At 64.7% G+C, this 15,177-nt stretch carries 15 protein-coding genes and 1 tRNA gene; 12 read left to right on the top strand and 4 right to left on the bottom strand.

Annotation, left to right across the window (positions count from 1 at the left end; all coding sequences use genetic code 11):
* The first annotated feature begins 63 nt into the window (after window positions 1–63).
* A complete protein-coding gene (locus OVA31_RS00325) occupies window positions 64–1,629 on the top strand; it encodes an HD domain-containing phosphohydrolase (RefSeq protein WP_267629182.1) in 1,566 nt (521 codons plus the stop codon).
* On the opposite strand, the gene OVA31_RS00320 is transcribed toward OVA31_RS00325, so the two are convergent.
* Both OVA31_RS00320 and OVA31_RS00315 read right to left on the bottom strand, forming a co-directional pair.
* Entirely contained in the window at window positions 1,626–2,258 is a 633-nt protein-coding gene (locus OVA31_RS00320) for a DUF2461 domain-containing protein (protein ID WP_267629181.1), read from the bottom strand. The two genes, OVA31_RS00325 and OVA31_RS00320, sit on opposite strands and share 4 nt — an antisense overlap.
* Before the next feature lie 106 nt (window positions 2,259–2,364).
* The gene (locus OVA31_RS00315) at window positions 2,365–3,015 is read right to left on the bottom strand and encodes an MBL fold metallo-hydrolase (protein WP_267629180.1); all 651 of its coding nucleotides are present in this window, start codon (window positions 3,013–3,015) and stop codon (window positions 2,365–2,367) included.
* 60 nt (window positions 3,016–3,075) lie between these two features.
* Between OVA31_RS00315 and OVA31_RS00310 the strand changes: the two genes are divergently transcribed.
* From OVA31_RS00310 to OVA31_RS00290, 5 genes are all read left to right on the top strand, one after another.
* A complete protein-coding gene (locus OVA31_RS00310; protein WP_267629179.1) occupies window positions 3,076–3,552 on the top strand; it encodes a MarR family winged helix-turn-helix transcriptional regulator in 477 nt (158 codons plus the stop codon).
* A gap of 167 nt (window positions 3,553–3,719) precedes the next feature.
* On the top strand, window positions 3,720–4,013 hold the full coding sequence (locus OVA31_RS00305; RefSeq protein ID WP_267629178.1) for a hypothetical protein: 294 nt from the start codon (window positions 3,720–3,722) through the stop codon (window positions 4,011–4,013).
* Entirely contained in the window at window positions 4,010–4,834 is an 825-nt protein-coding gene (locus tag OVA31_RS00300) for a hypothetical protein (RefSeq protein ID WP_267629177.1), read from the top strand. Before OVA31_RS00305 ends, OVA31_RS00300 begins: the two co-directional genes overlap by 4 nt.
* A 61-nt stretch (window positions 4,835–4,895) precedes the next feature.
* Window positions 4,896–6,824, top strand: coding sequence for a fumarate reductase/succinate dehydrogenase flavoprotein subunit (locus OVA31_RS00295; protein ID WP_267629176.1), 1,929 nt, complete (start codon window positions 4,896–4,898; stop codon window positions 6,822–6,824).
* A gap of 1 nt (window position 6,825) precedes the next feature.
* Complete coding sequence (locus OVA31_RS00290; protein ID WP_267629175.1) at window positions 6,826–7,572, top strand: succinate dehydrogenase/fumarate reductase iron-sulfur subunit; 747 nt, start codon at window positions 6,826–6,828, stop codon at window positions 7,570–7,572.
* Window positions 7,573–7,734: 162 nt separating this feature from the next.
* Here OVA31_RS00290 and OVA31_RS00285 read toward each other — a convergent pair whose 3' ends face one another.
* Together OVA31_RS00285 and OVA31_RS00280 are read right to left on the bottom strand one after the other, a co-directional pair.
* The gene (locus tag OVA31_RS00285) at window positions 7,735–8,430 is read right to left on the bottom strand and encodes a M23 family metallopeptidase (RefSeq protein ID WP_420714120.1); all 696 of its coding nucleotides are present in this window, start codon (window positions 8,428–8,430) and stop codon (window positions 7,735–7,737) included.
* Between the two features lie 362 nt (window positions 8,431–8,792).
* Window positions 8,793–8,869, bottom strand: a tRNA-Leu gene (locus tag OVA31_RS00280).
* Between the two features lie 141 nt (window positions 8,870–9,010).
* Here OVA31_RS00280 and OVA31_RS00275 point away from each other — a divergent pair.
* From OVA31_RS00275 to OVA31_RS00250, 6 genes are all read left to right on the top strand, one after another.
* Window positions 9,011–9,637 (top strand): ANTAR domain-containing response regulator, encoded by a 627-nt coding sequence (locus OVA31_RS00275; protein ID WP_267629173.1) that lies wholly within the window; start codon window positions 9,011–9,013, stop codon window positions 9,635–9,637.
* A 194-nt stretch (window positions 9,638–9,831) separates the two neighbouring features.
* Window positions 9,832–11,064, top strand: a complete 1,233-nt coding sequence (locus OVA31_RS00270) for a branched-chain amino acid ABC transporter substrate-binding protein (protein WP_267629172.1) — start codon at window positions 9,832–9,834, stop codon at window positions 11,062–11,064.
* Window positions 11,065–11,147: 83 nt separating this feature from the next.
* Entirely contained in the window at window positions 11,148–12,188 is a 1,041-nt protein-coding gene (locus OVA31_RS00265; protein WP_267629171.1) for a branched-chain amino acid ABC transporter permease, read from the top strand.
* The gene (locus OVA31_RS00260; RefSeq protein ID WP_267629170.1) at window positions 12,185–13,414 is read left to right on the top strand and encodes a branched-chain amino acid ABC transporter permease; all 1,230 of its coding nucleotides are present in this window, start codon (window positions 12,185–12,187) and stop codon (window positions 13,412–13,414) included. The genes OVA31_RS00265 and OVA31_RS00260 overlap by 4 nt, the downstream gene beginning before the upstream one ends.
* Entirely contained in the window at window positions 13,411–14,385 is a 975-nt protein-coding gene (locus tag OVA31_RS00255; RefSeq protein ID WP_267629169.1) for an ABC transporter ATP-binding protein, read from the top strand. Before OVA31_RS00260 ends, OVA31_RS00255 begins: the two co-directional genes overlap by 4 nt.
* Complete coding sequence (locus OVA31_RS00250) at window positions 14,369–15,148, top strand: ABC transporter ATP-binding protein (protein WP_267629168.1); 780 nt, start codon at window positions 14,369–14,371, stop codon at window positions 15,146–15,148. Before OVA31_RS00255 ends, OVA31_RS00250 begins: the two co-directional genes overlap by 17 nt.
* The last annotated feature ends 29 nt before the right edge of the window (window positions 15,149–15,177 follow it).

Genomic DNA, 15,177 nt, shown 5'->3' with positions numbered 1-15,177 from the left:
GCCGGTCACCCAATGCACCGCAGACGGCTGACATCGCACCGGCAACAGGTCGACAATGGGCTCATGACCGGGCGATCCCCGCTGCCGCGGCGCGTGGAGGTGTTGGCCGGGCTCTCGGTCGCCATCGACCTCGGGCTCGGCCAGCCCGCCGAGCACATGTTGCGCTCGGCGGTCATCGCCTGCCGGTTGTCCGATCGGCTCGGGCTGGACCGGACCCAGCGCGACACGACCTACTATGCGACCCTGCTGATGTGGATCGGGTGTCATGCGGATTCGCAGGAGTACGCACGGTGGTTCGGCGACGACATCGCGGTGCGAAGCGACGCGTATCTCGTTGACTGGTCGGGGATTCCGTACTTCCGATTCCTGCTCGGCAATGTGGCGCGTGGGGAGCCGATCGGCTACCGCGTGAAGACGATGGCGACGTTGTTCCGTGACGCGCGCGGGCAGATCGCGACCTTGGTGCATTCGCACTGTATGTCGGCGGCGGCCCTGGCACGGCACATCGGGCTGGGCTCGGACGTGGAGCATGCGATTGCCTTCACCTATGAGCGGTACGACGGCGGAGGACTGCCGAACGGCGTGTCGGCGGAGAGCATCCCGATCGAGATGCGCGTGGCGCAACTGGCCGACATGGTGGAGGTGCACCACCGGACGTACGGGGTCGACGGTGCGGTCGCGATGGCGCGCAGCCGCCGCGGCGGTCATTTCGATCCCGCGGTCGTCGACGCGTTCGTCACCGACCCCGAGGGTGTGCTGTCGGTGGTCGGAGATGATCCGTGGAGTAGTGCGATGAGCCTCGCCCCCGACTCGGAGATCGCTCTCGACGAGCCCGGCCTGGATGCGCTGGTGAGGGCGATCGGTGACTTCGGTGACCTCAAATGTCCCTTTGCGCTCGGTCATTCGCGCGTGGTGGCCGAGATCGTGGACACCGCTGCCGGACATCTCGGGATGTCCGCGGTCGAGATCGACAGCGTGCGGCGCGCAGGGTACCTCCACGACGTCGGCCGAATCGGTGTGTCGAGTCAGATCTGGTCGAAACCGGGAGAGTTGACCGGGGCCGAGTGGGAGCGGGTCAGGATGCACCCGTACCTCACCGACCGAGTCCTCATGCGGATTCCCGGTTTTGACGACATCGCGGCAATCGCGCGTTCGCATCACGAACACCTCGACGGCACTGGCTATCCGCTCGGGATCGGCGGCGCCGCACTCGGCCGCGGACAGCGGTTGGTGGCTGCTGCGGTCGCCTTCCGGTCGGCGGTCGAGCCCCGGCCGTACCGTGCGGCGCTGTCCGACGAGGAGGCGGACGCCCGGATCAAGCGACGTGCCGACCGTGGAGCGCTCGACGGCGATTGTGTCGAGGCGGTTCTGGCTGCCGCCGGACACAAGCGGGTCCGGATCCGCCGCGACGATGCGCTCACTCCCCGCGAGACCGAGATCCTCGGCCTGGTGGCGCGCGGAATGTCCAACCGGGAGATCGCAACTCGGCTCGTACTGAGTGAGAAGACCGTACGCAATCACGTCGAGCGGACGTACACCAAGATCGGCGCCGCCAACCGGGTGGGCGCGAGCCTCTACGCCTTACGACACGGGCTCGTCGGTCCGGCCGCCGAAGACCTTTCCGGCTAAGGAGATCCGTGCCGCACGACCCAGTCGACGAGCGGGGCCGTGGCGCGCCAGTCCGTGCGGATGCGATCGACCAGGGCGGCGGTGTGGATCACCTTCTCGAATCCGTAGTCCCGGCCGACGGTGAGTGATTTGTGGCGCAGCAGGTCGATGCGCGGGTGGTCGGCGTCCCACCCGCGTGGGGAGGTCTTGAGCTTGTCGCCGCCGACCTCCCAGCCGGCCTTCGCGAGCTTCTTCAGCAGCCGTTCCAGGTCGCGACCGTGGCGGTCATGGTCGATTGCGGCCCGCAGTGCGGCGAGGCGCTCGCCGGACGCCTCGTAGAAGCCCGCACCGACGCGTACGCCCGGTGCACCGATCTGCACGTAATATCCGGTCGCCGGACCGAGCCCGACGAATGCTCCCTGGTGGGTTTTGTACGGCGTCTTGTCCTTGGAGAACCGCACGTCGCGGTAGGGGCGAAAGATCTTGGCCGGGCCGAATTCGTCGGCGAGGGCGTCCGTCAGGGCACGCATCGGGTCCGCGACAGCCGAACGATAGACCTCCTTGTTCGCCTCCCAGAAAGTCTTGGTGTTGTCCATCTCGAGGTCGTCGTAGAAGTCGAGTGCGGCCTCGGGAAAGCCCTCGAACGTCATGCAGGTGAGATTACGCGGGCCTGCTGACGGTCGAGGGGCCCGCCTACCCTCTGCCGGTCGAGTAGCCGCGAACGGAGTGAGTGGCGTATCGAGACCCCGACCAGACTCACGCGCCCGCCAGCTCCCGATCCTCGCCGACGGCGAGCACCTCCAACGGTGTCCCGGTCAGCGAATCCGCGCCGAGGAACATACCGGTCGACGCCTTTCCGGTGTCACTGAGCATGACGTCGTGGATGGCGATACTGAGCTTCGGCGCTACCGCCCGCACGAAGTCGATGGCCTGTTCGGTGGAGATCCAGGGTCCGCTGACGGGAAGCAACAGCGTCTCGATCGGGCGGCCCGGATTCAGGTACGCGTCGCCGGGGTGGAAGACGCTGTGATCGATCAGGAATCCGACGTTGTCGACCAGGGGGATCTCCGGATGGATCACCGCGTGGTCGGCGACGAAGGTCTCGACCGTGAACCCGGCGATCTCGAAGGACTCCCCGGTCGAGACCGCATGCACACGGTCCGCGACCTCCGACAGCGCGCCGGCGATAGACGCGGGACCGTACAGATGCAGCCCGTCCCGCTCCTTCATGGCGGCCACGATCTTCTCGGCGTCGAAATGATCGAAGTGCTCGTGGGTGATGAGGACGGCGTCGGCGGCGGCGAGCAACTCCGCAGCATCGGGGGTGAACGTTCCCGGGTCGATCAGCAGCGTGTTGTCATCCTTGGACAGGGTGACGGTGGCGTGGGTGTATTTGGTGAGACGCATGGGACCTCCGGCGCACAGTTGGGCTGTCGATGAATACAGTTCGACTGTACGCTTTGGGATATGGTTGTCGACTCGGACAATGCCGACGGCGCAACGGGACTCGATCTTGCCGAGGATCTCCGCCGGGCGGTGGGGAGCTTCGTACGCGCGGTGCGGTCGATCAGCGATTCGCTTCCGGCCGGCCACGGCGAGGTGCTCGGCGCACTCGACCGCGACGGGCCGCAGTCGGTTGCAGCATTGGCGCGGAAGCGGGGAGTCCGGCATCAGAGCATGCGGATCACGGTCCGTGACCTGGAGGCCGCGGGTCTGGTCTCGCGTGCTGCCGACCCCGACGATGCGCGCAGTGCGCTCGTCTCCGTGACCGCCAGGGGAGGAGATGTCCTGGAGCGAGATCGGACTCGGCGGCGCGAGATCGTTGCGGTCGCCGCGGATACCGCGCTCAACTCACGTCAGCGTGCGTTGCTCGATCAGATGCCCGAGATCCTCGACCTCATGGCGGCGTCCGTGCGCGTGGGCGCGAACCGAAAAGCTGGATGACCTGCGCTTGTTCGAACCGGCACGCGTCAGCGTTCGCGGTCACGCGGGTTGCGTGCGACGCGTTGTCGAGTTGTCTCGCGTCGCCCGACACGTTCGGTCAAAACCGTTGACTGACTGTGCCCTGCCAGTACTGTGTTACATATCACACGGGTCTTGGAGGGATCGCCATGATAACGGCCGAGATGAAGGAACTCCATCGCAGTATCGGAGTGCTGCGCCATCACATTCTGACGCTGAAGTCGCATTACGGGGATGTCGATGCCGTCCGGCGGATGACCAACGACCTCGACCGGCTCGAGATCGACCTGCACGACTTCGAACACGCGCCGCCACCGGTGGTCCGGGCGGCCGTGAGCAAGGACGAAGTGGTCTACGTACCCGACAGCAAATCAGACGAGGCAGCGTGGCTCGGTGCTCAAGACGAAGGGCTGGGCTTCCACTCGCGTGAGCGAACGAAGTGAGCGCCCCCGCGGCTGAGCGGGAGGCAACCGGGGTTTTTTCTCCGGGACGGGCGCGCATTCTGGCGCGAACCCTTCGAGTGGACAGATGGTGGTTGTCGCCACTGTTGACCGTGCTGGGTCTGTCGGCGTTCATCATCTATGCCACCGTGCGGTCATTCGTGCGCAGTGCCTATTGGGTTGCCGACTACCACTACCTGACGCCGTTCTACTCGCCATGTCTGAGCGAGTCGTGTGTGCCGGGGTCGAGCCACTTCGGGACCCCGTTCCCCGAACTCCCGATGTGGATTCCACTCGGGTTCGTCGTCCTTCCGTTCCTCCTCGGCTTTCGAGTGACCTGCTACTACTACCGCAAGGCCTACTACCGTTCGGTCTGGTTCTCGCCGCCGGCCTGTGCGGTGGCAGAACCGCACTCCCGGTACACGGGAGAGACCCGTCTTCCATTGATCATCCAGAACGCACACCGCTACTTCTTCTATGCGGCGGTGATCGTTTCGTTGATCAACACCTACGACGCCATCACCGCATTCCACGGCAAGGGCGGAGGTTTCGGGTTCGGATTGGGCAACGTGATCCTGGTGGTCAATGTGGTCCTGCTGTGGACCTACACGGTGTCCTGTCATTCGTGTCGGCATGTCACGGGTGGTCGACTCAAGCACTTCTCGGCGCATCCGGTCCGATACTGGATGTGGAGCCAGGTCTCCAAGCTCAACACCCGACACATGCAGTTCGCCTGGATCACCCTCGGCACGTTGGTGCTCACCGACTTCTACGTCATGTTGGTGGCCAGTAACACGATCTCTGACCTTCGATTCGTGGGTTGACCCGTTGCCATGTGCGCAACGATTGTTGCGCAATCGATTCGACGCTGGGAGCTATCGCTAGATGACCGAAACCGAACGCCACCAATACGACGTAGTTGTGATCGGTGCCGGTGGCGCAGGTCTGCGCGCAGTCATCGAGGCCCGCGAGAAGGGCTACTCCGTCGCCGTGGTGTGCAAGTCATTGTTCGGCAAGGCGCACACGGTCATGGCCGAAGGTGGTTGTGCCGCATCGATGGGCAACGCCAACTCCAAAGACAGCTGGCAGACGCATTTCAAGGACACCATGCGTGGTGGCAAGTTCCTGAACAACTGGCGGATGGCGGAACTACACGCCAAGGAAGCGCCGGACCGGGTCTGGGAGTTGGAAACCTATGGCGCGCTGTTCGATCGGACGGCTGACGGACGAATTGCCCAGCGCAACTTCGGTGGTCACACCTATCCCAGGCTCGCGCACGTCGGAGACCGTACTGGTCTCGAACTGATCAGGACCATGCAGCAGAAGATCGTCTCGCTGCAGCAGGAGGACTACGCGGCCACCGGCGACTACGAAGCGCGTATCAAGGTGTTCGCGGAGTGCACCATCACCGAGTTGCTCAAGGACGGCGACGCCATCGCGGGAGCGTTCGGATATTGGCGTGAATCCGGCCGATTCGTGCTGTTCGAGGCGCCGGCGGTGGTGCTGGCGACCGGTGGGATCGGCAAGTCCTTCAAGGTGACGTCCAACTCGTGGGAATACACCGGCGACGGTCACGCACTCGCGCTGCGTGCCGGTGCCAGCCTGATCAACATGGAGTTCGTCCAGTTCCACCCGACCGGCATGGTCTGGCCACCCAGCGTCAAGGGCATCCTGGTGACCGAAGGCGTTCGCGGTGACGGCGGTGTCCTCAAGAACACCGACGGCAAGCGGTTCATGTTCGACTACATCCCTCCCGTCTTCAAGGGTCAATACGCCGAGACCGAAGAGGAAGCGGACAAATGGCTCGCCGACAACGACAGCGCCCGCCGCACACCCGATCTGCTGCCGCGCGACGAGGTCGCCCGGGCGATCAACGAAGAGGTCAAGGCGGGTCGCGGCACCGAGCACGGCGGTGTCTATCTCGACATCGCCTCGCGCATGCCTGCCGACGAGATCGTCCGCCGGCTGCCGTCGATGCATCACCAGTTCAAAGAGCTTGCCGACGTCGACATCACGGCCGAGCCGATGGAGGTGGGTCCCACCTGTCACTACGTGATGGGCGGGATCGAGGTCGATCCGGACACCGGTGCCGCACGAGTGCCCGGGTTGTTCGCGGCAGGTGAATGCTCCGGTGGCATGCACGGATCGAATCGGTTGGGCGGCAACTCGTTGTCCGATCTGCTGGTGTTCGGACGACGTGCCGGGCTAGGCGCGGCGTCGTACATCGAGTCACTCTCGACCCGGCCCACCGTCGCCGCCGCCGACGTCGACCGGGCAGCGGCATTCGCCTTGGCGCCGTTCGAGTCGAAGAGCCCCGGTAAGCCCGAAAATCCGTACACCCTCCACACCGACCTGCAGCAATCGATGAACGACCTGGTCGGCATCATCCGGAAGGAGGCGGAGGTGCAGGAGGCGATCAGTGTGCTCGACCAGATCCGAAGCCGTCTGCCCGGCATGCAGGTGGAAGGCCACCGGCAGTTCAACCCGGGCTGGCATCTCGCCGTCGACCTGCGAAACATGCTGCTGGTCTGCGAATGTGTGGCCAAGGCCGCCCTTCTGCGCACCGAGAGCCGGGGTGGTCACACCCGTGACGATCATCCTGCGATGGATGCGAATTGGCGCAACACACTGCTGGTCTGCACGGCCGATGCGGGTGACGATTCGCCGGTCCCCGAGGTGACGGTGGTCAAGGAAGAACAGATCCCGATGCGTCCAGAGTTGCTGGAACTCTTCGATTTCTCCGAGATCGAGAAGTACTACACCGCCGGTGAGATCGCCGGTCATCCCGACGCCGGGGGCGAGAAGGAGGGCTGAAATGGGCTACGACGCGAAGTTCCGGGTATGGCGTGGAGACACCGATGGCGGTGATCTGCAGGACTACACCGTGCTCGTCAACGACGGCGAGGTGGTGCTCGACATCATCCACCGGCTCCAGGCGACTCAGGCTCCCGACCTGGCCGTGCGCTGGAACTGCAAGGCAGGCAAATGCGGGTCGTGCTCGGCAGAGGTCAACGGCCGCCCGAAGCTGCTGTGTATGACCCGGATGTCCACATTCACCGAAGACGAGGTCATCACCGTCACGCCGATGCGGACGTTCCCGGTCATCCGCGACCTGGTCGCCGACGTTTCGTTCAACTACGAGAAGGCCCGAGAGATCCAGTCGTTCACGCCGCCCGAAGGTCTGAAGGCGGGGGAGTACCGGATGAAGCAGGTCGACGTGCAGCGGTCACAGGAGTTCCGCAAGTGCATCGAGTGCTTCCTCTGCCAGGACACCTGCCATGTGGTCCGCGACCACGAGGAGAACAAGGAGAACTTTGCCGGGCCGCGTTTCCTGATGCGTGTCGCCGAACTCGACATGCATCCGCTCGACGTGGCCGAGCGCCGCGATTCTGCGCAGTCCGAGCACGGTCTGGGGCTGTGCAACATCACCAAGTGTTGTACGGATGTGTGTCCCGAGAACATCAAGATCACCGACAACGCACTGATCCCGATGAAGGAACGGGTGGTGGATCGTCATTACGACCCGTTGGTGTGGTTGGGCAACAAACTGTTTCGGCGGTGACCGTGAACCGTCCGGGTCTCCACCAGACCCACCGACGTTCAGCGGACGGGCGGGGATCGGTCCGGGTCTGGCCGTCACCAACCCAAGCGCGGATGTAGTCGGGTCACCCGGGTTGATGCTGCCCGCGGTGCCCCGCCAGTTGAGTCACCCGGGGGCAGGAGGTCACGGGTGGACGTTGCGCTTGTTCAACCACGCCTGCGGGTTGATCTTCTTATCATTCTTGTCCCAGACCTCGTAGTGCAGGTGAGGGCCGGTGGATTCGCCGCGGTTGCCGACGGTGCCGATCTGCTGGCCGGCGCGGACCTGCTGGCCGGCGTGGACGAAGCTCTGGTCGACATGGCCGAAGACGCCGGTCGTACCGTCGTCCTGCCGGACACGGATCCACTGGCCGAAGCCTGATGCCGGGCCGGACTCGAGGACGACTCCATCGGTCACCGCATAGACCGGGGTCCCGATCTTGTTGGCGATGTCGACGCCGTTGTGGTTGGCGCCCCAGCGGTGGCCGTAGCCCGAGGTGACGGTGCCGCTGACCGGCGCCACTGCGCGGCCCGCACCGGGCACGAACATGTGCGGGGGAAGGATGTCGCGCGCCAGGTCATCGAGGTGGGGCGGAAGTGTCAGATTCGCCGGGAGGGCGGGCTTCTGTGGAGCGGGCTGTGCCATCGCATGAGATGTGCCGCCGACCGTCAGGCCGATGGCGCCGGCAAAGGTTGCCACCGCGCCGACCTTCATCTTGGTGGTCCAGGCGCTGCGGATGATTGCGCGATGCCGGCCGCGCTGGTCGGTGCGTGGCCCGGCGTCGGGCAGGACGCAGGCAACGGGTGTCGATGTCTGTGCGTTCGGTCGATGTCGCGGCACGTTTATGTCCATTCGTTTGGTAACAGTTGGGTATCGTCAAGGACACGGCGAGGTTACCGACGAGACATAAACGAAGGCTGAGAAAGGGGCTGCGAGTGAGGAGGGCCACCATCGACGCGGGGCGACGAGCGTCACGATCGAGCGTAAAGAGCAGGTCAGTGAGCAGATCGAGGCTCAGTGCGCGGATCCATCTGCACCTGGGTGCCGATATATCGGTCGCAAGCGACGTCGAACCGTAGGTTCGTCAGGCCGTCGATGATCAGGTGCGGACGGTCTGGGCCGCATGGCTCGGCCAGGATGGCTGCCGGCAACTGACGCATCCGGGCGAGTCGTTGACAGGACCGGAGTCAGGGAATGTGTGATGGTGCCCCCGGTCAGACTCGAACTGACACTGGACGGGTTTTGAATCCGTTGCCTCTGCCAATTGGGCTACGGGGGCGTCCCGCAGCTGCCAACTGGTGTGGCGGCTGCGACAGTCCACATTAGATGACCGGCCGACACACCTGCCAACCGGTACTCTGCACCCATCAGCTGGTGATGGGACAGTGCAGGTCACGGCTGAATCGAAGCGGAGGAGGGGATGGTGACGGTGGTAGACAGTGCTGCGTCTCGGACCGGCGAACAGGCGACTACCCATCGGGTGCTCGTCGCCGAGGACGACTCGCTGATCCGGATGGATCTCATCGAGATGCTCCGCGAAGAGGGCTACGAGGTCGTCGGAGAGGCCCCCAACGGACAGGTCGCGGTCGAGCTGACCGAGAGCCTGACACCCGACCTGGTGATCATGGACGTGAAGATGCCGGTTCGCGATGGTATCGATGCGGCGTCCGAGATCGCGCAGAAGAAGTTGGCTGCCGTGGTGATGCTGACCGCGTTCAGCCAGCGCGAGTTCATCGAGAAGGCGCGTGACGCCGGTGCGATGGCCTATCTGGTCAAACCGTTCACCAAGGCCGATCTGGTCCCGGCGATCGAGGTGGCGGTGAGCCGCTACAACGAGGTGGCCGCGCTCGAGAAAGAGGTCGCCACGATATCCGACCGTCTGGAGACCCGGAAACTGGTCGAACGCGCCAAGGGACTCCTGATGGAAAAGCAGTCACTCTCAGAGCCCGAGGCGTTCAAGTGGATTCAGCGCGCCGCGATGGACCGTCGCACGACGATGAAGGCTGTCGCCCAGGTGGTCGTCGAGACTCTGGACCCCGACAGCTGACGGTCGCGGCGCCTGCGCCGTTAAATCTGTGAAAACACGCCGCGGGGCATCATGCGCGTTTGGGTCCAATCCATCGCGGGCGCCGTTGTTTCGGACTATGTTTTCTCAAGGTCTCCTCAGCAGACCTCTTGGCGCAGATCGGTCCTCAACAGATCGACGTACGCCGGGTGGGTGGGAAGTGAAGAGGTAAGAGAATGCATCGTCGAGTGGCGACAGGTGCTCTCGCGCTGGCAATGGTGAGCGTGCTCGCCGTGTCAGCGTGTAGCAGCAAATCCAGTGACTCCGGGACCGAATCCGGTTCCAGCGGTTCGGCTGCCGCGAGTTCCGGTCTCGAGATCGCGCCCCTGGCTCAGATCGACACCCAGGGCAACGAGGTCCAGGGCGCCGCGGAGTCGGCGGCCCTCAATCCGGCCGGTGACGGCCAGGCTCAATGCCCTCAGACGACGATCGCGATGGCGGGCGCACTGACCGGCGCGGATGCCGCGCTGGGCATCAACATCAAGAACGGTGCGCAACTCGCGGTCGACGAGCACAACAAGGCGAACCCCAACTGCCAGATCACTCTGAAGCCCTACGACACCGAGGGTGACCCCCAGAAGGCCACCCAGGTCGCACCTCAGATCGCCAATGACGACGCCATCGTGGGTCTGATCGGTCCCGCCTTCTCCGGTGAGACCAAGGCGACCGGCGGTATCTTCAACCAGGCCGGACTGGTCTCGGTGACCGCTTCTGCCACCAACCCGACCCTGACCGACAACGGCTGGAAGACCTTCTTCCGCGGTCTCGCCAACGACGATGTGCAAGGCCCGGCGGTCGCGAAGTACCTGACCGGCACGATGGGCAAGAAGAAGGTCTGTGTCATCAAGGACGACACCGACTACGGTGTCGGACTGGCGAAGGCGATGACCCAATCGCTCGGATCGGCCGCCGACGCCTCCTGCTCCGGCGACGTCAAGAAGGGTGATCGTGAGTTCTCGGCGATCATCTCGAAGGTCACCGCCGCCAACCCGGACGCGATCTTCTACTCGGGCTACTACGCCGAGGCAGCTCCGCTGGCGCAACAGTTGAAGACCGCGGGCTCACAGGCCACCTTCGTCTCGGGCGACGGCGCCAACGACCCGCAGTTCACCGCGCAGGCCGGAGACAGCGCCAAGGGCGCCATCCTCTCGTGCCCGTGCGGTCCGGCACCGTCGCAGTTCAAGAAGGACTACCAGGCAGCCTTCAACCAGGCACCCGGCGTCTACTCGGTCGAGGCCTACGACCTCGCCTCGATCCTGATGAAGGGGATCAACGAGGGCAAGCGCACCCGCCCCGAGTTGCTGTCGTTCGTCCGCAGCTACAAGGGTCCGGGCCTGGCGCGCGAGTATCAGTGGAGCCCCACCGGCGAGCTGACCTCCTCGCTGATCTGGGTATACGACGTCAAATAAGGCACAACCATCACGGTGCGTCCGGGCACACCAGCCCGGACGCACCGTGGTCTGTGGGGGATTCTCGTGGCTGAAAGGCACGCATGATCGTGTACTCGATGGCCGAGACGGCGTCGGTGGCAGCGACCATCAACTTCGATCTCGGCGCGCTCAAGAACGGCTTCTGGGGACTGACGATCGAGGGGCTCACCTACGGTGCGATCTACGCGCTCGTCGCGGTGGGTTACACCCTCGTCTACGGTGTGCTGCGGCTGATCAACTTCGCACATTCCGAAGTCTTCATGCTGGGTATGTTCGGCCAGTACATCGGGCTGCTGCTGCTCGGCTTCACACCGTCGGGGAACACCTACTCCGAGGGCACCGTGATGACCGTCCTCTACCTCCTGTTGGCGGGGCTCTGCGGGATGGCCGTATCGGGTGGCGCCGCGGTCGGTTTGGAGTTCGTGGCCTACCGTCCGCTGCGTAAACGGAAAGCGAAACCGCTCGCCTTTCTGATCACGGCGATCGGTATGTCGTTCGTGTTGCAGGAGTTCGTGCACTATGTGCTGCCGAAGCTGCCGATCGACCCGCCGCTGGGCGGTTCCAGTGCGCAACCGACGATCCGGCTGGTGCAGCCGGTCAAAGAGTTCAGCCTCTTCGGGGCGCCCGTCTACAACCTGACGCTGATCATCATCATCTCGGCGTTGGTGTTGGCACTCGGGACCGACTACATGATCAACCGCACGCGACTGGGCCGCGGAATCCAGTCGGTTGCGCAGGACCCCGACGCCGCATTGCTTATGGGTGTGTCGCGTGAACGCATCATCACGGTGACCTTCCTGATCGGTGGCCTGCTCGCGGGTGCGGCTGCGTTGCTCTACACGCTGCGCGTCCCGACGAACATCGTCTACTACGGCGGTTTCATCCTCGGTATCAAAGCGTTCTGTGCCGCCGTCCTCGGCGGCATCGGCAACGTTCGGGGTGCGCTGCTCGGCGGACTTCTGCTCGGTGTCATGGAAAACTATGGATCGGTGGTGCTCGGCAACCAGTGGCGGGACGTCGTCGCCTTCGTCCTGCTCATCCTGGTGCTGATGTTCCGCCCGACGGGCATCCTCGGTGAGAAGCTCGGGAAGGCACGGGTATGACGACTCAGCAGCCCGCAGGCGCCGCGGTACCCGACGACCCGAATGCGCCCCCACCTCGGGGCGTCGGCGATGCGATCCGGACCTGGTGGAACGGCTTACCTCGCGTGATGCAGTGGCTCGTGGGCGTGCCCGCGATCATCGTGGTCGGCCTGCTCCCCGTCGTCAATCCACCGCTGATCACCACCACGGCAACCGATTTCGGCGTGGTCATGGCGACTTTCGCGATGACCGCACTGATCGCCATCGGGCTGAACGTGGTGGTCGGCCAAACCGGCCTGCTCGATCTCGGATATGTCGGCTTCTATGCGGTCGGTGCCTACGTCGTGGCATTGATGACCAGTCCCGCGAGCCCGCTGTGGAACAGCACCGACCACGGGGTCTTCTCCGGGCCGTGGGGATGGCTGGCGTGTGTGCCGCTGGCCATCATCATCACCGGGATCACCGGTGTCATCCTGGGCACCCCGACCCTGCGGGTCCGCGGTGACTATCTCGCCATCGTCACTCTCGGATTCGGTGAGATCGTCCGACTCCTTGCCGACAATCTCGGTGACGTCACCAATGGGGCCTCGGGCCTGCAGGGTGTGCTGTTCCCCGAGGTCGGACAGAACGACGCACACCCCGACGGAGTGTTCTCCAGCGCCAACAACGCCGGCACCCTGAACTACGGGGTGTGGTGGTACTGGCTCGGTATCGCGTTGGTGATCCTGGTCCTCATCATCATCGGCAATCTCGAACGCAGCAGGGTCGGCCGGTCGTGGGTGGCGATTCGCGAGGACGAGGACGCCGCCGAGATCATGGGCGTGCCGACCTTCAAGTACAAGCTCTGGGCGTTCGTCATCGGTGCGGGGATCGGTGGCCTGTCGGGTGCCGTCTATGCAGGCCAGGTCCAGTACGTCGACCCCAAGGCGTTCACCGTCATCAACTCGATGCTCTTCCTGTGTGCGGTCGTGCTGGGTGGGCAGGGCAACAAACTGGGCGTGATCGCCGGGGCCTTCCTGATCGTCTATCTCCCTGCACGAGTCCAGGGGGTCGAGATCGGCGGCCAGTCGCTCAGCGAGTTCAAGTACCTGTTCTTCGGGATCGCCCTCGTGGTGTTGATGATCTTCCGTCCGCAGGGCCTGTTCCCGGCCAGAGCCCGCTTGATCACGTTCGGCAGACGGATCTACGGAGCGGTGAAACGTGCGCCGAGCAGTGGGCGGACCCGCGGTGAGGAGGTGGAGGCGTGAGTAGGCATCGTGAGCCCGACGACCCGGGGACCGGCGCGGGCGCTGTCCCGGGCCATGACGAGCAGATCGCCGAGGCCGTCGCCGACCCGTCGGCCACCGCCATCGTCGATCCGGCAGCCATCGACCCCGACCTCGCCGATCCGGAGGCGGTCGCCGAGGCCGTTGCGCCCCAACGTGACATCGCCACCGCGACCGGCGAATCATTGCTCGAGGTCAACGGTCTGACCGTCGAGTTCGGTGGTCTCGCTGCCCTCGACGACGTCACCTTCGACATCAAGCGCGGTGAGATCCTGGGCCTGATCGGGCCGAACGGTGCCGGGAAGACCACCTGCTTCAACGCCATCACCGGGGTCTATCGGCCGACCCGTGGCACCGTCACCTTCGACGGCGCGCCACTCGGGAAGATCAAGCAGCACAAGATCACTCGGCGAGGCATCGCCCGCACCTTCCAGAACGTGCGGCTGTGGGGGGAGATGACCGCTCTGGAGAACGTCTGTGTCGGCACCGATGCACGGCACAAGACGTCGGTGTTCGGTGGCATCTTCCGCACCCCGCGCCACTATCGGGAGGAACGCGACGCCGTCGACCGGGGCATGGCGCTGCTCGAGTTCGTCGGCATCGGACCGCGGGCCGCGGAGAAGGCATCCAATCTGCCCTACGGCGATCAGCGGCGCCTCGAGATCGCCCGCGCGATGGCGACCGAACCCAAACTGCTGTGCCTCGACGAACCGGCCGCGGGGTTCAACCCCAGCGAGAAGACCGCCTTGATGAGGCTGATCCAGAAGATCCGTGACGACGGGTACACCGTGCTCCTCATCGAGCACGACATGCGTCTGGTGATGGGCGTGACCGACCGCATCGTCGTCTTGGAGTTCGGTCGCAAGATCGCCGACGGGTCACCGCGAGATGTCCGCGACAACCCGGCCGTCGTTGCCGCCTACCTGGGAGTTCCCGATGACGAATCCGCCTGAGTCCGCCGCGCCGGGGGACACCCCGGACGCACCGTCGACGTCGACCCCGGTTCTCGAACTGCGCGACGTGGTGATCCACTACGGACGGATCCGGGCCTTGCACGGCATCTCGCTGCAGGTGGGTGCGGGGGAGTTGGTCACGTTGCTGGGTGCCAACGGTGCAGGCAAGTCGACGACGATGCGGGGCATCTCCGGACTCAATCGACTGACCGAGGGCGACATCCTCTTCGACGGTGAGTCGATCGCCGGCCTCGCAGCACACCAGCGGGTCAAGCGCGGCATCATCCAGGTGCCCGAGGGACGTCGGATCTTCCCCGGGATGACGGTGCTGGAGAACCTCGACATGGGTTGCTATGGCCGGAAGTTCACTTCCAAAGCCGCCTATCAGGAGTCGCTCGAGCACGTCTTCGATCTCTTCCCGAGGCTCGGGGAGCGTCGGAAGCAATTCGGCGGAACCATGTCCGGCGGTGAGCAGCAGATGCTGGCGATCGGGCGTGCGCTGATGGCCCGGCCCAAACTGCTGCTGCTCGACGAGCCGTCGATGGGTTTGGCGCCCATGGTGATCCAACAGATCTTCCGCATCATCGCGCAGATCAACTCCGAGGGCACCACCATCCTGCTCGTCGAGCAGAACGCCCAGCAGGCCCTCAGTCGGTCGACGCGCGGTTACATCCTGGAGACCGGCGTGATCACCAAAGAGGGCGCGGGCAAGGACCTCCTCGTCGACGACGCGGTGCGCGAGGCGTACCTGGGTGTCGCCTGACACTGTCGGGGATCGTGACACATCGTCTA

The sequence above is a fragment of the Gordonia sp. SL306 genome (genome assembly GCF_026625785.1).
Classification (GTDB): Bacteria; Actinomycetota; Actinomycetes; order Mycobacteriales; family Mycobacteriaceae; genus Gordonia.
Note: the sequence above shows the minus strand (reverse complement) of the source record. Positions and strands in the feature narration are given on the sequence as shown.